At 72.3% G+C, this 21,119-nt stretch carries 22 protein-coding genes; 6 read left to right on the top strand and 16 right to left on the bottom strand.

Annotation, left to right across the window (positions count from 1 at the left end; all coding sequences use genetic code 11):
* Positions 1-20: 20 nt before the first annotated feature.
* The 16 genes from yajC to FHE66_RS03645 all read right to left on the bottom strand — a co-directional run bounded on the left by yajC (position 21) and on the right by FHE66_RS03645 (position 14,226).
* Positions 21-464: a preprotein translocase subunit YajC gene (yajC, locus tag FHE66_RS03720; RefSeq protein ID WP_139071638.1), complete on the bottom strand. Its 444-nt coding sequence runs from the start codon at positions 462-464 to the stop codon at positions 21-23.
* A 111-nt stretch (positions 465-575) separates the two neighbouring features.
* A complete protein-coding gene (ruvB, locus tag FHE66_RS03715; RefSeq protein ID WP_230976369.1) occupies positions 576-1,592 on the bottom strand; it encodes a Holliday junction branch migration DNA helicase RuvB in 1,017 nt (338 codons plus the stop codon).
* Positions 1,585-2,184, bottom strand: coding sequence for a Holliday junction branch migration protein RuvA (gene ruvA / locus FHE66_RS03710; protein WP_139071636.1), 600 nt, complete (start codon positions 2,182-2,184; stop codon positions 1,585-1,587). The genes ruvB and ruvA overlap by 8 nt, the downstream gene beginning before the upstream one ends.
* A gap of 54 nt (positions 2,185-2,238) precedes the next feature.
* Entirely contained in the window at positions 2,239-2,817 is a 579-nt protein-coding gene (gene ruvC, locus FHE66_RS03705; RefSeq protein ID WP_139071635.1) for a crossover junction endodeoxyribonuclease RuvC, read from the bottom strand.
* A 63-nt stretch (positions 2,818-2,880) separates the two neighbouring features.
* Entirely contained in the window at positions 2,881-3,639 is a 759-nt protein-coding gene (locus FHE66_RS03700) for a YebC/PmpR family DNA-binding transcriptional regulator (RefSeq protein ID WP_139071634.1), read from the bottom strand.
* Between the two features lie 56 nt (positions 3,640-3,695).
* Positions 3,696-4,313, bottom strand: coding sequence for a pyridoxal 5'-phosphate synthase glutaminase subunit PdxT (pdxT, locus tag FHE66_RS03695; RefSeq protein WP_176554630.1), 618 nt, complete (start codon positions 4,311-4,313; stop codon positions 3,696-3,698).
* Positions 4,310-4,882, bottom strand: a complete 573-nt coding sequence (locus tag FHE66_RS03690) for an NUDIX hydrolase (RefSeq protein ID WP_139071633.1) — start codon at positions 4,880-4,882, stop codon at positions 4,310-4,312. Before FHE66_RS03690 ends, pdxT begins: the two co-directional genes overlap by 4 nt.
* Positions 4,872-5,774 (bottom strand): pyridoxal 5'-phosphate synthase lyase subunit PdxS, encoded by a 903-nt coding sequence (gene pdxS / locus FHE66_RS03685; RefSeq protein ID WP_139071632.1) that lies wholly within the window; start codon positions 5,772-5,774, stop codon positions 4,872-4,874. Before pdxS ends, FHE66_RS03690 begins: the two co-directional genes overlap by 11 nt.
* A 77-nt stretch (positions 5,775-5,851) precedes the next feature.
* Complete coding sequence (locus tag FHE66_RS03680; protein WP_139071631.1) at positions 5,852-7,075, bottom strand: PrsW family intramembrane metalloprotease; 1,224 nt, start codon at positions 7,073-7,075, stop codon at positions 5,852-5,854.
* A 93-nt stretch (positions 7,076-7,168) separates the two neighbouring features.
* Positions 7,169-7,759 carry a hypothetical protein gene (locus FHE66_RS03675; protein ID WP_139071630.1) on the bottom strand — a complete coding sequence of 197 codons (591 nt, stop codon included), beginning with the start codon at positions 7,757-7,759 and terminating at the stop codon, positions 7,169-7,171.
* The gene (locus FHE66_RS03670) at positions 7,756-8,943 is read right to left on the bottom strand and encodes a glycosyltransferase family 4 protein (RefSeq protein WP_139071629.1); all 1,188 of its coding nucleotides are present in this window, start codon (positions 8,941-8,943) and stop codon (positions 7,756-7,758) included. The genes FHE66_RS03675 and FHE66_RS03670 overlap by 4 nt, the downstream gene beginning before the upstream one ends.
* The gene (locus FHE66_RS03665) at positions 8,943-9,893 is read right to left on the bottom strand and encodes a phosphatidylinositol mannoside acyltransferase (RefSeq protein WP_139071628.1); all 951 of its coding nucleotides are present in this window, start codon (positions 9,891-9,893) and stop codon (positions 8,943-8,945) included. The genes FHE66_RS03670 and FHE66_RS03665 overlap by 1 nt, the downstream gene beginning before the upstream one ends.
* Complete coding sequence (pgsA, locus tag FHE66_RS03660) at positions 9,890-10,507, bottom strand: phosphatidylinositol phosphate synthase (protein WP_230976618.1); 618 nt, start codon at positions 10,505-10,507, stop codon at positions 9,890-9,892. The genes FHE66_RS03665 and pgsA overlap by 4 nt, the downstream gene beginning before the upstream one ends.
* Positions 10,504-11,058: an HIT domain-containing protein gene (locus FHE66_RS03655; protein ID WP_230976370.1), complete on the bottom strand. Its 555-nt coding sequence runs from the start codon at positions 11,056-11,058 to the stop codon at positions 10,504-10,506. Before FHE66_RS03655 ends, pgsA begins: the two co-directional genes overlap by 4 nt.
* Entirely contained in the window at positions 11,055-13,085 is a 2,031-nt protein-coding gene (gene thrS / locus FHE66_RS03650) for a threonine--tRNA ligase (RefSeq protein ID WP_139071626.1), read from the bottom strand. Before thrS ends, FHE66_RS03655 begins: the two co-directional genes overlap by 4 nt.
* Positions 13,086-13,593: 508 nt before the next feature.
* Positions 13,594-14,226, bottom strand: coding sequence for a response regulator transcription factor (locus FHE66_RS03645; RefSeq protein WP_139948469.1), 633 nt, complete (start codon positions 14,224-14,226; stop codon positions 13,594-13,596).
* Between the two features lie 42 nt (positions 14,227-14,268).
* Between FHE66_RS03645 and FHE66_RS03640 the strand changes: the two genes are divergently transcribed.
* Genes FHE66_RS03640 through FHE66_RS15320 form a run of 6 tightly spaced genes read left to right on the top strand, consistent with a single transcriptional unit; the run spans position 14,269 to position 21,116 of the window.
* The gene (locus FHE66_RS03640) at positions 14,269-16,899 is read left to right on the top strand and encodes an ATP-binding protein (protein WP_176554629.1); all 2,631 of its coding nucleotides are present in this window, start codon (positions 14,269-14,271) and stop codon (positions 16,897-16,899) included.
* Entirely contained in the window at positions 16,896-17,765 is an 870-nt protein-coding gene (locus tag FHE66_RS03635; RefSeq protein WP_139071623.1) for a Pvc16 family protein, read from the top strand. The genes FHE66_RS03640 and FHE66_RS03635 overlap by 4 nt, the downstream gene beginning before the upstream one ends.
* A 25-nt stretch (positions 17,766-17,790) precedes the next feature.
* On the top strand, positions 17,791-20,154 hold the full coding sequence (locus FHE66_RS03630) for a phage tail sheath subtilisin-like domain-containing protein (RefSeq protein WP_139071622.1): 2,364 nt from the start codon (positions 17,791-17,793) through the stop codon (positions 20,152-20,154).
* Position 20,155: 1 nt separating this feature from the next.
* Complete coding sequence (locus tag FHE66_RS03625) at positions 20,156-20,590, top strand: phage tail protein (protein ID WP_139071621.1); 435 nt, start codon at positions 20,156-20,158, stop codon at positions 20,588-20,590.
* Positions 20,590-20,952: a phage tail assembly protein gene (locus FHE66_RS03620; RefSeq protein ID WP_139071620.1), complete on the top strand. Its 363-nt coding sequence runs from the start codon at positions 20,590-20,592 to the stop codon at positions 20,950-20,952. The genes FHE66_RS03625 and FHE66_RS03620 overlap by 1 nt, the downstream gene beginning before the upstream one ends.
* On the top strand, positions 20,949-21,116 hold the full coding sequence (locus FHE66_RS15320; RefSeq protein ID WP_176554628.1) for a DUF6760 family protein: 168 nt from the start codon (positions 20,949-20,951) through the stop codon (positions 21,114-21,116). Before FHE66_RS03620 ends, FHE66_RS15320 begins: the two co-directional genes overlap by 4 nt.
* Positions 21,117-21,119 lie beyond the last annotated feature (3 nt).

Raw genomic sequence — 21,119 nt, 5'->3', positions numbered from 1 at the left:
TTCTCTTCTCTACCGCGCGCTCAGGCGCGGCGCTCGTCGGGCTCGTCGCCCGTACGGTCGGCCGGCTCGTCGGTCGCGAGCTCGGTCTCTGCGGCGGGACGCTCGGTCTCGCCGACCACGCCGGGGGCGGAGGTGAGCGAGGACGCGTCGTCGGGCACGGACACGGTGGCGACCTCGTCCTCCTCGACGAGCTCCTCCTCGTCCTCGACGGCGAACGGCGGCTCGGTCACGGAGGCGATCGCCTCGCGCTTCCACATGGTCTCGACGCCCGGCGTGGACTCGATGGTGATGACGTCGCCGTCGATGTCGACGATGGTCCCGTAGAAGCCGGACGCGGTCATGACCTGCTGGCCGACCTCGAGGCTGTTGCGGAGGTCGATGGCGGCCTGACGCTGCTTCTTCGCCCCCCGGGACATCATCCACATCATGAGTCCGAAGACGGCGATCAGGATGAGGAATTCCACGGCACTACTCCCTAGGTGGCGACGAGGCGCGGAGAGAACCCGCGCCCGTCGGAGGCAAAAGACTGCTTGATTCTAGGCGACGGCGAGGAGTGGTGGGAACCATCCCCTCGGTCAGGACCAGAGCGCGCCGTCCTCCGGCCGGGTCAGGCCGAGGTGGGCGTAGGCGGCCGCGGTGGCGACCCGGCCGCGCGGCGTGCGGGTGACCAGGCCCTCGCGGACGAGGAACGGCTCGGCGACGGTCTCGACGGTCTCCGGCTCCTCCCCGACCGCGACGGCGAGGGTGGACAGCCCCACCGGACCGCCGTTGAACCGCTTGCACAGGGCGAGCAGCACGGCACGGTCGAGCCGGTCGAGGCCGAGGCGGTCCACCTCGAACAGGTCGAGGGCGGCGTGGGTGGCGGGGAGGTCGAGCGCCCCGCTCCCCCGTACCTGTGCCCAGTCCTGCACGCGGCGCAGCAGCCGGTTGGCGATACGCGGGGTCCCGCGGGAGCGGCCGGCCAGCTCGGCGGCGGCGGCGGGCTCGAGCTCGGCCCCGAGGAGCCGCGCGCTGCGGCGCAGCACCTGCTCGAGCTCGCCCGGTGAGTAGAACTCCAGGTGCCCGGTGAACCCGAAGCGGTCGCGCAGCGGCGCGGGCAGCAGGCCGGCGCGGGTCGTCGCGCCGACGACGGTGAAGCGCGGGAGGGTGAGCGGGATGGCGGTGGCACCGGGCCCCTTGCCGACGACGACGTCGACGCGGAAGTCCTCCATCGCCAGGTAGAGCATCTCCTCGACGGGCCGGGCGAGCCGGTGGATCTCGTCGATGAACAGGACGTCGTGCTCCTGCAGCGAGGACAGGATGGCCGCGAGGTCCCCGGGGTGCTGGATCGCCGGGCCGGAGGTGAGCCGCAGCGCGCCCTGGACCTCGCCGGCGATGATCATCGCCAGCGTCGTCTTGCCGAGCCCGGGCGGACCTGACAGCAGGACGTGGTCAGGCGCTGTGCCGCGGGCCTTTGCGGCGTCCAGGACGAGGGCGAGCTGGTCGCGCACGACGGCCTGGCCGACGAAGTCGTCGAGGCGGCGCGGGCGCAGCGCGGCCTCCGCGGCCCGCTCGAGCTCGTCCGCCTCGGCGTCGAGGTAGTTCTCAGCCACGGCCGCGGCCCCCGAGGTACTGCAGCGCGGCGCGGAGCACGGCCGCGACGTCGCTGCCGCCATCCTCCTCGGCGAGCACCGCCGTCACCGCGTCCTCGGCGGCCCGCGCCGGCCAGCCGAGCTGGACGAGCGCGTCGACCACCTCGGGCCGGGAGTCCTGGACGGCCGGGACCGCGGGCGCACCGGAGCGCACCGGGCCGAGCTTGTCGCCGATCTCGAGGAGGATCCGCTGGGCGCCCTTCTTGCCGATGCCGGGCACCTTCGTCAGGGCGTTGACGTCCTGCGCGGCGACGGCGGCGCGCAGCGCGTCGGGGCCGTGGACGGCCAGGACGGCGAGGGCGAGCCGCGGCCCGACCCCCGAGACGGTCTGGAGGACCTCGAAGACCTCGCGCTCGTCGTCGTCGGCGAAGCCGTACAGCGTGAGGGAGTCCTCGCGCACGACGAGCGAGGTGGCCATCCGCGCCTCGGCGCCGTGACGCAGCCCGGCGAGGGTGGCCGGGGTGGCCTGGACGCGCAGCCCGACCCCGCCGACCTCGAGGACCGCGGAGTCGAGGCGCACGGCCTCGACGGTCCCTCGGACGCTGGCGATCACGGCTGCTCCCATTCCCGCCCGGGCAGGTCCCGGGCGAACGTGTGTGCGAAGAGCCTAACGGCTGCGGACGGCGGGCCGGGCACGGCGCGCCGCGAGCTCGGCGCGCGCCCAGGCCTCCTGCGCCGGTGTCGCCTGGCGCGAGGAGGTGCCCGCCCCGGGCGTCCCAGCGCGCCACACGTGGCACACGGCCAGGGCGAGGGCGTCGGCGGCGTCGGCGGGCTGGGGGCGCTCGGCGAGCCGCAGGATGCGCCGGACCATCTCCTGGACCTGGAGCTTGTCGGCGCGGCCGTTGCCGGTCACCGCTGCCTTCACCTCGCTCGGGGTGTGCGTGCCGAGGGGCAGGCCGGCCCGGGCGGCGGCGACCATCGCCAGGCCCGCGACCTGGGCGGTGCCGATCACCGAGCTGACGTTGTGCTGGGCGAAGACCCGCTCGACGGCGACGGCGTCGACGTCGTGGCGCACGATCCACTCCTCGATCCCGGCCGCGATGGTGAGGAGCCGCTGCTGGACCGGCATGTCCGGGGGCGTGCGCAGCACCCCGACGGCGACGGCCGACAGCTCACGGCTCGGTCCGGAGTCGACGACGCCGAGGCCGCAGCGAGTGAGGCCGGGGTCGACTCCGAGGACGCGCATGGGACGAGTGTCGCAGCCGGGCCGGACACGGCCCGGCAGCGACACAGCGGGGTGTGGGTGGTCTCAGTCCTCGTCGAGCGCCGCGAGCACCTCGTCCGAGGCGTCGAAGTTCGCGAAGACGTTCTGCACGTCGTCGCAGTCCTCGAGCGCGTCGATGAGCTTCATGATCTTGCGCACGCCCTCGAGGTCGACCTCCACCTCCATCGACGGCACGAACTGCGACTCGGCGGAGTCGTAGTCGAGTCCCGCCTCCTGCAGCGCCGTACGCACGGCCACGACGTCGGTGGCCTCGCTGAGGACCTCGAAGGTCTCGCCCTCGTCGTTGACCTCCTCGGCGCCGGCCTCGAGGACCGCCCCGAGGACGTCGTCCTCGGTGAGCCCGTCCGTCTTCGGCACGACGACGACACCGCGCCGGTTGAACAGGTAGGAGACCGAGCCCGGGTCGGCGAGGGTGCCGCCGTTGCGGGTGAAGGCGACGCGCACGTCGGAGGCGGCGCGGTTGCGGTTGTCGGTGAGGCACTCGACGAGGACGGCGACGCCGCCGGGGGCGTACCCCTCGTACATGATCGTCTCGTAGTCGGCGCCGCCGGCCTCCGCGCCGGAGCCGCGCTTGACCGCGCGGTCGATGTTGTCGGCCGGGACGGAGTTCTTCTTCGCCTTCTGGATCGCGTCGAAGAGGGTCGGGTTGCCGGCCGGGTCACCGCCACCGGTGCGGGCCGCCACCTCGATGTTCTTGATGAGGCGGGCGAAGAGCTTGCCCCGCTTGGCGTCGATTGCGGCCTTCTTGTGCTTGGTGGTGGCCCACTTGGAGTGACCGGACACTGTGTGCTCCTTGCTGACGACGACGGCATCCCCGCGGGGACGTGGGACAGGTTGCGCTAGGCGTGTGCACGCACCATGCCGACGAACGCACGGTGTACCCGCGCGTCGCCGCCGATCTCCGGGTGGAAGGCTGTCGCGAGCAGCGCGCCCTGTCGAGCTGCCACGATCCTACCGGCGGCAGGCCCGGACCTCACCCGGGTGAGCACCTCGACGTCCTCCCCGGCCTCCTCGACCCACGGCGCGCGGATGTACACGGCGCGCAGCGGCGCACCGTCGCCGCCGAGCCACGGTGCGTCGAGGTCCTCCTCGAAGGAGTCGACCTGACGGCCGAAGGCGTTGCGCCGCACGGTGACGTCCATGCCGCCGACGATCGCGTCGTCCGCGCCGACGACGCGGTCGGCGAGGAGCACCATGCCGGCGCACGAGCCGTACACCGGCAGGCCGGCGCGGACGAGGTCACGCAGGCCATCGAGGAGGTCGAAGGCGGACAGGAGGGTGCGCATCGTCGTCGACTCGCCACCCGGCAGGACGAGGCCGTCGACCGCGCCGAGCTCGGCGTGACGCCGCACGCGCACCGCGCGGGCACCGGCGGCCTCCAGCGCGGAGAGGTGCTCGGGGACGTCACCCTGGAGCGCGAGGACCCCGATCGTCGGCGGCCCCGAGCCCGCGCTCACTCGACGACGCTCTCGACGCTGCCGTCCCAGCCGGCGGCGAGCCGGCGGACGAGAGCCGCCAGTCCTGCCGGGTAGACGACCGTACCTGCGGCGACCGCGGCGTCGAGGTCGTCGAGCTCCCACCAGCGCAGCTCGTCGACGACCTCACGCTCGAGCTCGGTCCACCCGGTGACGTCCAGGCGCGTCTCGCTCACCCGGGCGAGGAAGAACTCCTCGTCCTGGCGGCAGGTCACGCGGGCGAAGTCGAACACCGCGCTGCGGACGAGGACCGGCCCCTCGAGGTCGTCCGGCCCGACCCGCAGGCCGGTCTCCTCCCGGAGCTCGCGCACCGCGCCGGCGCGGGCGTCCTCGCCGGGCTCCAGTCCCCCGCCGACGGTGAACCACCACGAGCGCGAGGTCTGCCCGGAGTCGTGCCCGCGCACGAGGAGCACCCGGTCGTCGGGGTCGAGGACGACGACGCGGGCCGCGGCCCGGAACGGGATGCCGTCGGGTCCGGGCACCCACTCGGGCCCCAGGCCGTAGCCGAGGACGTCGTCGGGCCCGGAGCCGGACGCCGGGCTACCAGCCACGCTCCGCCAGCCGGTGCGGGACCGGGACGTCGTCGACGTTGATCCCGACCATCGCCTCACCCAGCCCGCGGGAGACCTGCGCGAGGACGCCGGGGTCGTCGTAGAAGGTCGTCGCCTTGACGATCGCCGCGGCGCGCTGCGCCGGGTTGCCGGACTTGAAGATGCCGGAGCCGACGAACACACCCTGCGCGCCGAGCTGCATCATCATCGCGGCGTCCGCGGGAGTGGCGATGCCGCCGGCGGTGAAGAGCACGACGGGCAGCTCACCGGTGCGCGCGACCTCACGGACGAGCTCGTAGGGAGCCTGGAGGTCCTTGGCCGCGACGAACAGCTCGTCCTCGGGCAGGGACGTGAGCCGGCGGATCTCCTGGCGGATGCGGCGCATGTGCGTCGTGGCGTTGGAGACGTCCCCGGTACCGGCCTCGCCCTTGGAGCGGATCATCGCCGCGCCCTCGGTGATCCGGCGCAGCGCCTCGCCGAGGTTGGTCGCGCCGCAGACGAAAGGCACGGTGAAAGCCCACTTGTCGATGTGGTTCTCGTAGTCGGCCGGGGTGAGCACCTCGGACTCGTCGACGTAGTCGACACCGAGGGCCTGGAGCACCTGTGCCTCGACGAAGTGGCCGATGCGCGCCTTGGCCATGACCGGGATGGAGACGGCGGCGATGATGCCGTCGATCATGTCGAGGTCGCTCATCCGCGAGACCCCGCCCTGGGCGCGGATGTCGGCCGGGACCCGCTCGAGGGCCATGACGGCGACGGCGCCGGCGTCCTCGGCGATCCTCGCCTGGTCCGGGGTGACGACGTCCATGATGACGCCGCCCTTGAGCATCTCGGCCATGCCGCGCTTGACGCGTGCGGTGCCGACCTCTGCGGGGGTGTGCTCGTGGGACACGGTGACCTCGGGGGAATGGGAGGAAACGGACGCCGCCAGTATGCCGTGCGGCCGGTCCGGGGGAACCGGCCGTTCGCCTACCGGGCGAGGGAGAGCGCGCGAAGGAACGTGGCGCGGGCGGTGGTGACGCGGTCGAGCAGGGCGCGCTCCCCCTGGTGGTACCCGGGCTCCCGGCGACCGGTCGCGAACCGCTGGCGGGCCAGCGCCAGCGCCGTCGCCGAGTGCTGGAAGTCGCGCATCGCGCGCTTGGCGGCCGGTCCGCCGCGGGCGGCCCACGCGAGGGCGGCGCGCCGGGCGGGGAAGGAGCTGAGCATGGTGACCTCGTGGGGGGCGAACCAGCCGGCTCGGGCGTACTCGACGAGCCGCCCGGTGATGACCCTGCGCTCCCGGCGGCGCAGCCAGACCACGAGGATGACCGCCGAGACGAACAGCGGCACCTGGACGAGGACGTACAGCCCGAAGAAGGAGTCGGTGAAGGTGCTGCCGTTCCACAACGCGTGGAGCAGCACCGCGACCAGCCAGCCGATCGGCAGCGACCACAGCCAGGCGTAGGAGGAGCGGCTGCGGGCCGCCAGCCCGAGGGCGATGCCGATGGCCACGGTGAACAGCACATGGGCGAACGGGGAGAGGATCCCGCGCATGACGAAGATCTGCGGGAGGATCTCCATGGACCTGCCGAAGTAGAGGATGTTCTCGACGAAGGCGAACCCGGCAGCGATCATCGCGGCGTAGACGATGCCGTCCACCGGTCCGTCGAAGTAGCGCCGCCGCGCGAGGAAGAGGATGAGCACGCCGAGGCCCTTGGCGGACTCCTCGATGATCGGGGCACCGACGGACGCACCGAGCAGCTCGGCGGTCTCGACGTTGCCGGTGCTGAGGTAGACGGCCTGGGTGAAGGCCGTGTTGAGCCACAGCGAGACGAGGGTGGACACGCCCGCGCCCCAGAGGAAGGCGAACAGGAGGGCGTAGCGCGGCTCGGGCTCCCAGCGGTCGACCCACCGGATGCCGAGGAGCACGGCGAGCAGCGGGACGAGGGCCACGAGGCTGCCGACGAGGGCGCCGAAGGCGCTGGTCATGACGGCGATCTGGGAGATCGAGGTGACGAGCGCGAGGGCCGCGACGGCGCTGCCGACCGCGACGAGGGCCGTGCCCCCGCGGGGGTGGCGTGGCGGCTGCCACGGGGCCTGCGCGGGCGCGGGGACACCGCCCGCTCCCCACGGGGCGGCCTGGGGCTGGGGCGCGTACGCCTGCTGCAGGGGGCGGACCGCGGGAGGGTAGGGCTCTCGTGGAGGGTAGGACATGCGGCTCAGCGTAGGGCCTGGGTCCGACGCTGAGCCGCCCGTCGGCCCTGCTCAGGGCGGGGACCTCTCCCCACCGTCACCGGCTGCGCCGCGTCAGGTACGGGGGCGGGCGTCGTCCATGTCGAAGGGCTCGGGCATGGTCGCCCGGCCGGCGAGGTGGAGCACGCGCACGACGGGGTTGGCGCGCATCCGGCGTGCCTCGGCGACGTGCGCGTTGTGGAACCGGCGCGCGAGCTCGAGGCGGTACCAGGACGCGTCGAGCCGGCGCAGCGGCTCCTCGGCGAGCGGGCTGTCGGTGAGCGGCTCACTCTCCGCGTGCGTCTCGAGGATCGCCCGGAGGGTGCGCGAGAGCTCGGACTCCACGAGCGAGCGGTCGATGTCGCTCGGGGGCTCCTCGATGTCCGGCACGCCCTCGAGGCCGTCGTGGACGACGCCGCCCGGGGCGCCGGCGGTGGCCCGCTGGGCCACGTCGGCGAGCAGGACGGACTCGACCGGGTCGAGCGCCCCGCTCATCGCCAGCTCGTGGGCCGCGGCGGCGCGCTGCGCGAGCTGGAGTTCGAGCGTGGCGCGTGAGCGCAGCACCTTGCGGTGCAGCCGGTCCACCCGGGAGGCGAGCAGCCACAGCACCCACCCCAGCACGAGGATGAGCAGCACGACGACGAGCGTCCAGCCCTCCCAGCTCATCGACCGTCCTCCGTCCGTCCGTCGAGGGCGGCGCGCAGCCGCCCGACCACCGTGCGTGTGCGGGCGTCGTCGTGCACAGGCCCGCCCGTGGCCATCTCGTACACGGCGAGCACCTCGCGCGTGACCACGGACCAGTCGTAGCGCCGGACCGCCTCCGACGCCGCGCGGCGCACCGGTGCGGACGCCTCGCGGTCCGCCAGGGCGTCGACGAGCGCACCGGCCAGCGCCTGAGCGTCCCCGACCGGGAACAGGGCGCCGTAGCGCCCGCCGTCGAGCACGGACCGGAAGGCCGCGATGTCGCTGGCGACCACGTGCGCCCCGGCGCTCATCGCCTCGACGAGGACGATGCCGAAGCTCTCCCCGCCGGTGTGCGGGGCGACGTAGACGTCGACGGAGGCGAGGAGCGACTCCTTCTCCGCGTCACTCACCGGGCCGAGGAAGGTGACGGCGTCGCCGTAGGCGGCGAGGGCCTCACGGTACTCGCTGACCTCGCCGCGCCCGGCGACGAGGAAGCGCGCGCCGGGGAGGCGCTCGAGCACCTGCGGGATCGCGGCGGCCAGCACGGGCAGGCCCTTGCGCGGCTCGTCGAGCCGGCCCAGGAAGGCGACGGTGGGCCGCTCGTCGGTGCCGCACCACGCCTCGGCGCGGGGCGCCCGCGCGAAGCGGTCGACGAACACGCCGTTGGGCACGACGACGGCGTCCCCGCCGAGGTGCTCGACGACGGTGCGCCGGGCCTCCTCCGAGACCGCGATGCGGCCGGTGATCTTCTCCAGCAGCGGCCGCACGAGCGGGGAGGCCACCTGCAGCGCGCGCGAGCGGTCCATCGCGGTGTGGAAGGTCCCGACGATCGGGCCGTCGGCGATCCACAGCGCGAGCATCGACAGGCTCGGGGTGATGGGCTCGTGGAGGTGGAGCACGTCGAAGGCGCCCTCCTCCAGCCAGCGGCGGGTGCGGGCGGCGGAGACGGGCCCGAAGTTCAGCCGGGCGACCGAGCCGTTGTACGGCACGGCGACGGTCCGGCCGGCGGCGACGACGTAGTCGGGCACCGGCGTCGTCTCCTCGGCCGGGGCGAGCACGCTGACCTCGTGACCGGTGGCGATGAGGTGCTCGGCGAGGTCGCGCACGTGGAACTGCACTCCACCGGGCACGTCGAAGGAGTAGCCGCAGACGATCCCGATGCGCATCAGGCCACGCTCCCCGCCGGCTTGAGCCGCGCCGGGTCGAGGTCGGCGACGAACACGGGCTGGAGCATGTGCCAGTCCTCCGGGTAGCGGCGCACGAAGTCACCGATCTCCGAGACCCACCGCTGGGTCATCGCTGCGATCGCCTCCTCGCGGGCGGCGCCTACCGGCGGGTCGATCCGCTCGCCGAAGTCGACGACGACCCCCCACCGGCTTCCGGCGGCCTGCCGGCGCGGGCCGCGCAGCCGCTCGTAACGGATGGTCGCGGTGACGAGCGCGTTCCCGGTCGCGAGGGCCAGCGCGGCGGGTCCCGGCGCCACTCGGGCCCGCTCGCCGAGGAGCTCGACGTCCACGCTCGTGCGGGACAGGTCGCGGTCGGCGAGCAGCGGGACGATCGGGGCGCCCGACCGGCAGGCCCGCAGCAGCGCCCGGAACGTGGAGCCGTCCTTCTCCAGCGGGATGATCGTCATGCCCAGGCTGCGCCGGAAGGCGAGGAAGCCCTGGAACAGCTCCTCGGGCTGGAGGTGCTCGGCGACGGTGACGACGGGCGCGAGGAACTTCGTCGCCCAGGCGCCCGCGAGGTCCCAGTTGCCCAGGTGGGCCACGGCCACGACCACGGGGCGTCCGGCTGCGAGCTCGGTCCGGACCGTCTCGCTGCCTTCGATGCGCACGCGCGCGGCGAGCTGGACGTCGCTCGCCGCGGGCAGGCGCAGCGCCTCCTCGTAGTAGCGCATGTAGGAGCGCATGCCCTTGCGGGTGAGCCGGCGCAGCTCGCGCTCGCTCGCCTCGGGCACCGCCCGGGCGAGGTTGCGGCGCAGCTGGTGGGTGCCGCCGATGCCGAGGGTGGTCGCGACGTCCGCCACCGTCCGGAAGATCGCGCCGGACATCCACGCGGGCAGCCGCGGGACCACCCGGGCGGCCACGATGAGCAGTCGTCCGGGGTCCAGGTTCATCGGGCCTCCTGCGCGTCCGCGCGGGTCTGGCGGTACACGGTCCCCGTGCGCTGGCCCACGGTGTAGAGGCTGGCGAGGGCGAGCAGGGCGAGCGCGACGACGAGGACGATCACCGGCGCACCGAGCCCGACGGCGAACACGGCGGCGAGGGCGACGAACAGCCGGTCGGCACGCTCGGCGATGCCGCCCGAGGCGGTGAGCCCCAGGCCCTCGGCACGCGCCCTCGCGTAGGGCACGACGCTGCCGAGCACGAGGCAGGCGAGGGCGGTGGCGAGCACCGCCGTCTCGTCCCGGTCGATGGCCCACAGGAGGATCCCGGAGAAGATCGCGGCGTCCGACACGCGGTCGAGCGTCGAGTCGAGGAAGGCGCCCCAGCGGGTGGACCGGCCGAGGGTGCGGGCCATGAGCCCGTCGACGCTGTCGAAGAGGACGACGAGCGTGATGGCCAGCGGCCCGGCGACGAAGTGCCCCGTGGGCAGCAGCCACAGCGCGACGCCGACCGTGAGGACGGTGCCGGTGACGGTGACGGCGTCCGGGCTGACCCCGGCGCGCACGAGCGTGCGGGCGACGGGGCCGAAGACGGCGTTGGTGAAGACTCGGCCCTTGGTGCTCAGCACGAGGACTCCTTCCATGCGGTGGCGAGCAGCTCGCGCGTGTCCCCGAGGACCTGCGGGAGTGCCTTCGTGCCGGCGACGATCGGGAAGAAGTTCGCGTCCCCCGCCCACCGCGGCACGACGTGCTGGTGGAGGTGGGCCGCGATCCCGGCGCCGGCGACGGCGCCCTGGTTCATCCCGAGGTTGAACCCGTGCGGGCTGCTCACCCGCCGGAGCACGGTCATGGCGGTGGCGCTGAGCGCCCCGACCTCGTCCCGCTCGACGGTGGTGAGCTCGGTGAGGTCCGCGACGTGCCGGTAGGGGCACACGAGCAGGTGGCCCGGGTTGTAGGGGTAGAGGTTGAGCACGACGTAGGCGTGCTCACCGCGGTGGACGATGAGGGCCGCGGCGTCCTCCCGGCCGGGTGCCCGGCAGAACGGGCACTCGCCGCTCCCCTCGTCCTTGGGCTTGTCGTGCCCGTCGACGTACGCCATGCGGTGCGGGGTCCACAGCCGCTGGAACGCGTCGGGCACGCCGGCCAGGTCCCCGGCCGGCTCGGGCGTCACACTCACGCCGTCGACACCTGCCGACGCTCGGCGATCGCCGCGGTGATGAGCTCGACCGCCTCGGCGACCGGGACGCCGTTGCGCTGCGTGCCGTCACGGAAGCGGAAGGACACGGCCCCGGCCTCGGCGTCCTCCCCGCCGGCGATGAGGATGAAGGGGACCTTCTCCTTCGTCGCGTTGCGGATCTTCTTGTTGAAGCGGTCGTCGCTGCGGTCGAGCTCGGCGCGCACGCCGCGGGCGCGCAGCTGGGCCACGACGTCGGCGAGGTAGTCGTCGAAGACGTCGGCGACCGGGACGGCGAGGACCTGGACGGGCGCGAGCCACGCGGGGAAGGCGCCGGCGTAGTGCTCGAGGAGCACCCCGAAGAAGCGCTCGATCGAGCCGAAGAGGGCGCGGTGGATCATCACCGGGCGCTGGCGGGTGCCGTCGGCGGCCTGGTACTCGAGGTCGAAGAGCTCGGGGAGGTTGAAGTCGAGCTGGATGGTCGACATCTGCCAGGTGCGTCCGATGGCGTCCTTCGCCTGGACGGAGATCTTGGGCCCGTAGAACGCGGCGCCGCCCGGGTCGGGGACGAGCTCGAGGCCCGAGCCGGTCGCCACCTCTTCCAGGACGCGGGTGGCCTCCTCCCACGTCGCCTCGTCACCCACGGACTTCTCCGGGTCGCGGGTGGAGAGCTCGAGGTAGAAGTCGTCGAGGCCGTAGTCCTTGAGCAGGTCGAGGACGAAGGTGAGCAGCGAGGTGAGCTCGTCCTTCATCTGCTCGCGGGTGCAGTAGATGTGGGCGTCGTCCTGGGTGAAGCCGCGCGCTCGGGTGAGGCCGTGGACGACGCCGGACTTCTCGTAGCGGTAGACGGTGCCGAACTCGAACAGGCGCAGCGGCAGCTCGCGGTAGGAGCGGCCGCGGGAGCCGAAGACGAGGTTGTGCATCGGGCAGTTCATCGGCTTGAGGTAGTAGTCCTGCCCCTGCCGCTTGACGTTGCCCTCGGCGTCGCGCTCCTCGTCCAGGTGCATCGGGGGGTACATGCCCTCGCGGTACCAGTCGAGGTGGCCGGAGACCTCGAAGAGGTGGCCCTTGGTGATGTGCGGGGTGTTGACGAAGGAGTAGCCGGCCTCGACGTGGCGACGGCGGGAGTACTCCTCCATCTCCATCCGGATCATCGCGCCCTTGGGGTGGAAGACCGGCAGGCCGGAGCCGATCTCCTCGGGAAAGGAGAAGAGGTCCATCTCCGCGCCGAGGCGGCGGTGGTCGCGGCGCTCGGCCTCGGCCAGACGCTCCTGGTAGGCCTTGAGCTCGTCCTTGGACGGCCAGGCGGTGCCGTAGATGCGCTGGAGCTGGGGGTTCTTCTCGCTGCCGCGCCAGTAGGCGGCGGCCGAGCGCTGAAGCGCGAACCCGTTGCCGATGAGCTTGGTGCTGGGCAGGTGGGGGCCGCGGCACAGGTCCTTCCAGGCCACCTCTCCCCCACGGCGGACGTTGTCGTAGATCGTCAGCTCGCCGGCGCCGACCTCCACCGAGGCGCCCTCGGCGGCGTCCTCGGCGCCGGAGCCCTTGAGGCCGATGAGCTCGAGCTTGTAGGGCTCGTCGGCGAGCTCGGCGCGGGCCTCCTCGTCGGTGACGACGCGGCGGACGAAGGTCTGGCCCTCGCGGATGATCCGGTTCATCTGCTTCTCGAGGTCCTTGAGGTCCTCGGGCGTGAACGGGGTCTCGACGTCGAAGTCGTAGTAGAAGCCGTCGGTGATCGGCGGGCCGATGCCGAGCCGGGCGTCCGAGCGGACCTGCTGGACCGCCTGGGCGAGCACGTGGGCCGCGGAGTGTCGCAGGATCGCCAGGCCGTCGGGGCTGGAGATCTCGACCTTCTCGACGACGGCGCGCTCGGGGAGCTGCGACACGTCGGTCGCGAGGTCCTTGAGCTCGCCGTCGACCCGGAGGGCGACGACGGCGCGGTCCTCGCCGAACAGGTCCGTCCCGGTGGTGCCCTCGGTCACCGACCGCTCGGCGCCGTCGACGACAAGGACACGCTCAGGAACGGATGACACAGTGAGCTCCCGCAGTAGGACGGTGATGACTGATAGATCGTACTCAGGTCCGCCGCCGACTCCCCCGCCGCCCGGCCCTCACGGCACCGATCGTCACCGTTCCGTTGCCCGGGTCGCGGCGGTCACAGCAGGGAGAAGCTGGACGGGACGGTTCTACGCCTGCGCGGGTACGGGCGTCTGCTGGTAGAGCACGAGCTGCCAGGCACCGTCCTGTCGGGTGTAGACGCTGGACATGAGCGCGACGAACGCGGGCTCCCCCTCGTCGCGGTAGGCACGGCCGGTTCAGATGAGGATCGCGTGCTTGTCGCTGAGGACGATGAGCCGCTCGTCACACCATCACGGCAGACGTCTACGGGCACGTCACGCCCGAGACCGCACGCGACTCACTCTCGACACTGGGCGAGCTGGCGCTCGAGGGGCGGGCGAGCGACCCCGGTGCCGGTGTGCCGGCGGTGCCGGAAGGAGGTGCGGCAGGTCGTGCAGCGCCCGGCCGGTTCGTCCGGCGATGTCACTCGGCCGCCTCGATCCCGGCCAGCGCCGCCGGCACCCGGCCCCGCCGGTCAACGCCCAGCTTGGCCATGGTGGATCTGACGTGGTGCTTCGTCGTGTGGATCGAGATGCCCAGCACCGAGGCGATCTCTTGGTTCGACAGGCTCTGGCACACCAGATCGGCGACCTCTTGCTCCCGGTGCGTCAGCGCCGCGGCAGGGCCGTGGTCCTCCCCGCCCGAAGGAACGGGCGGGTTCCTCAGCCGCTGCAGGAGGAGCGCGACGTCGTCGGGCTCGACGCGGGCGCCATAGCGCAAGGTCTCGAGGATTGCCTCGTGCAGGTCGGCGAGGGACTCGTCCCTCGTGACGTAGCCCGCCGCCCCCGCTTCGAGCCAGACGAGCACGTCACCGCCCTCACGTCGCACACCGATCACCACGACGTTGGTTCCGCTCCGCCGCATGTTGCTGCAGAAGGGTCCGGCCCGCTCGGTCTCCAGGTCGGCCCGGTCCACCACGCAGACGTCCGCCGCCCGCGCCTCGCCGGTGAGCGTGCCGGAGACTCCCACGACCTCGAATCCCGGGCACCCCTCCAGGTAGGAGGCGATTCCCTCGCGGAACATGGCGACCGGTGACACGACGAACACGGTCGGCATGACGTCCTCCCCCACGAGGTCCTCCAGCCATGTCGCAACATTGTGGTCCTCCGAGGGGCCCGGTTGCAATGGGCTCGCCCCGATGGCACCCGGCATGGCTCCGGGACTGGCTCTCCCCCGGTACGGGGCGGCTCCGGCGTGGCCCGATCCATGCCCGAAGAGGCCATTTACCGCGGTGTGCACGACCTCGATGATGAGGACGTGGACGGCACCCGGAGGCCCACGAGCGTGGTCCTCCTCCGCGATCTCGGCGACGGGATGCTGGCCGAGCTCGTCGAGGCGGCGCTGCATCGCATCGGTGACGTCGAGATCCACGCGGATGTCCTCCCGGCGGGGCGGGTCGCCGACCTGGTGATCACCGGCAGCGACACGGTCACGGCGGAGGCGTCAACCTCGCTCACCGTGGCCGAGGACGGTCGCGTGCTGTTCGTCCTGCCGTGCGCCCAGCTCACCGAGGCGATGCTCGCCATGGCCGTCTCGGCCGCGCGAGCCCGGCGCCTGCAGTGGCTGGACCTGGTCCTGGTCGCGTGCCGCCGGGCAGATGCGCTGCTGAACGCCGCGACGCGGACCGCACAAGCCATGTACGACGCGGGCGGGACCTTCGCCGACTGGGCCGCACGGCACCTCGGTGAGATCGACGGGGAACCCCCCTCCGACGCCGGGACCGGGGGCTCCCCCAATGCACCGGCCGCGGGCGGGTTCGGGGCGGCGTCTACCCTCCTGGGCGATCTCCAGTCGCTGAGTCGCGGCGACGCGACCTCGGGGGAACCGCACCCCCTGGAGTCGATCATCCGACGGTACGGCCTGTCCGGCAGCGACGTGGACGTCCTGCTGCTGTGCTTCGTGACCGAGCTCGACGCCCGCTACGGGGACCGGTTCGCCTACCTGGCCCAGGACCCGGGCGCGACCGCACCGACGATCGACTTGGTCAGCACCCTGCTGGCGACCGACACCGTCACCCGGCTGAACCTGTATCGCGATCTTGGAACCGGCCCGTTGGCCCGGTACGGGCTGGTCGAGCTCGGACCACCCGCGCCGGGCCGTGCCGAGCGGTCTCGGCCGCTCGCCCTCGATCGCTCGCTCAGGTGGCTGCTGATGGGCTCGACAGCGCCACTCCCTGGGATCAACGTGCTCGACCCGGAGCAGACGGCCCGCGTGCTCGACCACTTCGGCCCCTCGTCCACCGCGTCCAGCGCGGTGGACGCCCTGCAGCGCGGTCACAACCCCCACCTGTGGGGATCGACCGCGGCCGCGCGCCGCTCCGCGGCTCTCGACGCCGCCGCGCTCGCCGGCCGTCGCCTGCTGACCATCACGACCGACAGCCTCGACGAGGCCGTCGCGGAACGGCTCTGGCGGGAGGCGTTACGCCTGGACGCCATCGTCCTCGTGGAGCTGGCGGGCATGCCCACATGGGCAAGCGTCCCCTCCGGACCGACTCCCCGCCTTCTGACCGCGGCATCGCGGTCGCTGCCCATGGCGGACCCGACCACCGCCACCGGCGAGGCGACCGCTACCCGGCCGAACATCGCGGTCGAGCCGCCGAGGGCCGCGGGCCGCCTGGCAGTGTGGGAGGCCGCGGCCACCTGGACGACCGTGAACGTAGCCGGCGGTCTGGGAGAGCTCGCGAGCCGGTTCCCCGTCACGGTCGACCGGGCCACCGCCACACTGGTGGCGGCGGCCGGGGGGCAACGGATGGTCACCGTCGACGTCGAGGCCGTGACGGCCGCCCTTTGCGGCACGCCAGGCGACGACGCCGACGGGCTGTTGGTGACGACGCACCCGCGGGCCACCCTGGCCGACCTCGTGGTGGGCGAGCGCACCCGGGCCGAGCTGGAGTACGTGTGCGCCCGGATCCGGCACCGGGAGCAGGTCATCGTCGACCAGGGATGGGACCAGCGCTCCAGCCGCCTCACGGGCACCTACCTGCTCTTCGCCGGTCCGCCCGGCACCGGCAAGTCGATGGCCGCTGAGGCGATCGCCCACGAGCTCGGCCTCCCCGTCCAGTACCTCGAGCTCTCCTCCCTGTTGTCCCGGTGGGTCGGGGACTTCGAGAAGGCTGTCGACAAGGTGTTCGCCGCCGCCGAGTCGAACGGCGGCATCGTCGTCCTCGACGAGGCAGACGCCGTCCTGGCCCGCCGCACCGAGGTGGACAGCGTGAACGCCCGGTATGCCAACTCGAGCACGTCGCACCTGCTCAGCCGGCTGGAGCAGTTCTCCGGCAACGCGATCTTCACGACCAACCTGGTCGGCGCGAACACCATCGACCCTGCCTTCCACCGCCGGCTCACGGCGACGATCCGGTTCCAGCTGCCCGACGAGGCTGCCCGGGCCAGGCTGTGGCGCTCGGTCTGGCCGACGGTGACGACGGAAGGCTCGCCGGTCGAGCACCTGGTCGACGGTCAGCGCCTGCAGGAGTGCGCACTGCTGGACCGGCTCGCCGTCGACCACGCCCTGTCCGGCGGCAGCATCGCCAACATCGCCCGCAACGCCGCCTTCGTCACCCTTGACCGGGCCGGCGGTGCCGTCGCCGACAGGGCTGCCGGCACAGGCGCGAGCCCCGTCAGGGTGGACATCGACGGCGACGCGCTTGCCGAGGCGGTCCGTCTCGAGCTGACGAAGATCGGCGACTTCCGCTCACTGATGCGACCACGAGCGGGGGTGAGGAACGCATGATCAACCAGCTCGACGAGATGCTCCGGCACCTCCTCGACTCCGAGCTCACCACCACACCGGGCGGCCCACCCATCGACGTCGCCGTGCGTCCGCCGGACGACTCGTGGCGCGCCGCGGTCAACGCCAGTGGCAACCCCGCCGTCAACGTCTACCTCGTCGAGGTCCGCGAGGCCAGGGACCAGCGCACGTCCGGCGCCGTCGACCGGGCCGATCCCGAACCGTTCAAGGTCGACTGCCACTACCTGATCTCCGCGTGGATCCCCTCGGCCGACCCGAACGTCGCCACCCCGACCGTCGTGGAGGACTGGCTGCTCGGCGAGTCGATCCGCGTCATCGCCGACGCGGCACCGCTCAACGCCGCCAGCATCTTCGGCTCACCGCTCCCCCCGCAGGTCGACCCCACCCTCGAGGACGTCGACATGCCGACGAAGCTGCTGCCGCCCGAGGGGTACCCGAACCTCGCGGACTTCTGGACCGGTATGGGGCACGGGAACACCTGGCACCCGGCAGCCCACGTCGTCGTCACCCTGCCCATCAGACGCCGGACCCAGGCGCTCGCACCGCCCGTCCGCGCACTTCACGTCGCCACCGGTGTCGGCGGCGACGCCGAGGACTCCCTCGTCCTCATCGGCGGCACCGTCCGGGACAGCAGCGGCCACGGGATCCCGGGCGCGACGGTCGAGCTGCTCGACGCATCAGCGACATCCACCGTCGCGACCGCCACCTCCGACGGCGCCGGGCGCTTCACCTTCGCCCGCCTCCCCGCCGCCACCTACCAGCTGTCCGCCCGGACCAGCACGGTGGCCGCCCCCCTCCAGCCCGTCACCGTGCCCGGGAACGGCACCTTCGATATCGACATCCTCTGAGCCACCACGGAAAGGCGGGCACAGCATGGCCATCCAGGTATCGACACCCGGCGTGTACATCAACGAGGTCACCGGCCCCGGCGTGATCCAGGGCGTCGGCACGTCCACCGCCGCCTTCGTCGGCCCGACAGGCCGCGGCCCGGCCGGCACGCCCACGGCCGTCACCAACTACGACCAGTTCATCGCCACGTTCGGCACGACCGGACCGGCCGCGCCGCACCTCGTCGTCGACGGCAGGCTCTTCCACCTCTCCCTCGCCGTCCTCGGCTTCTTCGAGAACGGCGGGAGCCGCGCGTACGTCGTCCGCACGGACAACTCGGTCGCCGGCTCCCTGCCGCTCCTCAACGACGACGGCGCGACCGTCGCCGTCGTGCGGGCGGACGCTCCCGGCCACACCCCGACGGTGGAGGTGATGAGGAGCTCGGGACAGTCCTTCTCCGTCGTCGGCACCACCGCCAACGTCGCGTCGCCGCCGCCCGGCCCCTCTCCCATCCCCGGCGACACCACGCACGACCTCAACCTTGACGACGCCAGCGGCTTCCAGGTGGGCGACGACGTCGTCACCGACGGTGCGGTCACCGCGAGGATCACGCACATCGATGGCACCTGGATCCGCCCGTCGGTCGCGCTCGCCGCCCACCCGACCCTGCACACCGCGCCGCTCACGGCCGGTGGCGCGGGCGGGACGTTGCGCCTCGGCGAGCCGGTCGCGGTGCTCCGTCCCGGCTCGCCGGTCACCCTGACGAACTCGGTACCGCAGACCGCCAGGACGGCCGTCGTCAGCATCGACGGCGCCAGGGTCAGGGTCGCCGCGCCGGACGTCGACTTCGAGCTCGCGGGACGGAACCCGACGATGAGCATCGGTCGCTACACCCTCGCGTCGGGGACCGCGACGATCACTGCTCGGGCCGGCACCGACCTGACGGTGGACGACCCGTCCCCGTTCGCGCCCGGGGACGTCGTCAGCGACGGCACCGACACCGCGACCGTCCTCACCGTCACCGGCAACGTCGTCACGGTCGACACTGCTCCGCCCGGCCCGACCTTGACGATCACCGACCTGTCCCCCACCACGGACCGGTTTCGCGTCCTCTCCCCGCAGGGCCTGGCACCGGGCATGCTCGTGCGTCTCTCGAGCGGTGCCGACACCGCCCACGCGGTGATCTCCCAGGTGGCCAGCTCGGGGCTGGTCACCCTCACCTCGACACCCGCGCGAACCGTCACGATCGCCGCCGGCGGGACCCTGGAGGTGCTCGAGTTCTCCCTCGCCGTGACCGACAGCGACGGTGGCGCGACCGAGGTGTTCACGGGCCTGTCGACCAGTCCGACGTCGGCCTCGTACTGGCTGACCAGCATCACCTCCGACCTGGTCACGGTCACTGCACCGGACCCGCCGTTCCTCGGAACGAACGAGGACCAGATGCCCGCCACGATCGCGCCGACACAGCTGCCGGCGGGGACGGTCGGGACCCCCGCCACGCTCGGGCTCGCCGACTACGGCGCGGCGCTGGACGCCCTGGCCCGTATCGACGAGGTGAGCATCGTCTGCGCGCCCGACGCCGCCTCGCTCCCGCCCGACACCCGGACCCTCGTCCACGACGCGATGATCCGCCACTGCGTGAAGATGGCCGACAGGATCGCCGTCATCGACCCGCCGCCCGGTCTGACGCCCTCGATGGAGAACGGTGTGGGAATGTTCCGCCAGGCCGTCCAGTCCGAGCGGGGGTTCGCGGCCCTGTACTACCCCTGGGTCCTGGTGCTCGACCCGACCCAGCTCCCTCCCCTGCCACCTCGCCGGCTCGCGATCCCACCCTCTGGGCACGTCGCCGGCGTCATGGCCCGGACCGACGCGAAGGAGGGCGTCTTCCACGCTCCCGCCGGCCAGAACAAGACGCTGAGCGGCGTGCTCGGCGTCGAGTGGCTGGTGACCGACGAGGAGCAGGGGCCACTGAACCTGGGCGGCACGAACGTCCTGCGAATCCTGCCCGGCACCGCACAGGTAGCCGTCTGGGGAGCTCGGACGACTGTCGCCCCGAACGTCACCGACTGGATGTTCGTCAACGTGCGCCGTCTGCTGCTGTTCATCGAGGAGTCCATCCAGGAGGCCGTCCGGTGGGCGGTGTTCGCCCCGAACGACCGGAGCCTGTGGAAGAGCCTCGAGAGGGTCATCCGGGTGTTCCTGCGTACCCAGTGGCGGAACGGCGCGCTGTTCGGTGCCACCGAGGACGAGGCGTTCCGCGTCCGCATCGACGACGGGCTCAACCCGCCCGAGGTACGGAACGTGGGCAGGCTCAACATCGAGATCAAGGTCGCGCCGGTCCGCCCAGCAGAGTTCATCGTCATCACCATCGGTCTCTTCGACGGTGGCACAGACGTAGAGGAGGCGTGACATGGCGACGAGGACCAACGACCCGCTGGTCAGCTTCAACTTCAAGGTCGAGATCGAGGGCATCACCGTCGGAGACTTCGCGGAGGTGACCGGGCTCGGCAGCACCATCGAGTCGATCGACTACCGGGAAGGGGGCGAGAACACGACGGTCCGGAAGCTGCCCGGCAAGACCACGTACTCCGACATCGTCCTCAAGCGCGGGACGACCAAGGGCGACAACACCCTGTACGACTGGCACCGCGAGGTGGTCAGCGGGGTGGTCACCCTGCGGTCGGGCTCGATCATCGTGACCGACCGGCAGGGGACGGAGGTGCTGCGCTACAACTTCATCAACGCGTGGCCGAAGGAGTTCAAGCCGGCCGACTACAACGCGACGGCCAGCTCCGTCGCCACCGAGTCCGTCACGTTCGCGCACGAAGGACTGGAGATCGGCTGATGCTTCAGACCGAGTTCGACTTCATCCTCCCCCGAGGCCTGCTCGACACGGAGGGGACGATCCACCGGGAAGGAGTGATGCGCCTCGCCACCGCCGCGGACGAGATCCTCCCGCAGCGCGACGAGCGGGTGCGGGCGAACCCCGCCTACCTCAACGTCATCATCCTGTCCCGCGTGGTGACCCGCCTCGGCGACGTCCGCCACATCAGCACCGCCACGATCGAACGCCTCTTCGCCGCAGACCTGGACTATCTGCAGAACCTCTACAACACCATCAACCAGGTCGCCGTCGACGAGGTTCATGTCCGCTGCGAGCGGTGCGCCGAGCCGGTGCGGCTGCAGAGCGTGGCGCCGGGGGAATGACCGGCTATCCCCTCGACTGGTTGAACGAGGAGATGGCCTTCCTGGCGTACCACTTCCACTGGGACCTCAACCAGATCATGCGCCTTGAGCACGCCGACCGGCGGCGCTGGGTGCAGCAGATCTCCGACCTCAACGATCAGGTGAACAGCCTGGGAGAGACATGAAGC

This window comes from Georgenia sp. 311, from assembly GCF_006151955.1.
Classification (GTDB): Bacteria; Actinomycetota; Actinomycetes; order Actinomycetales; family Actinomycetaceae; genus Oceanitalea; species Oceanitalea wutianyii.
The sequence above is the reverse complement of the archived record's forward strand: the minus strand, read 5'-3'. Positions and strand labels throughout refer to the sequence as shown.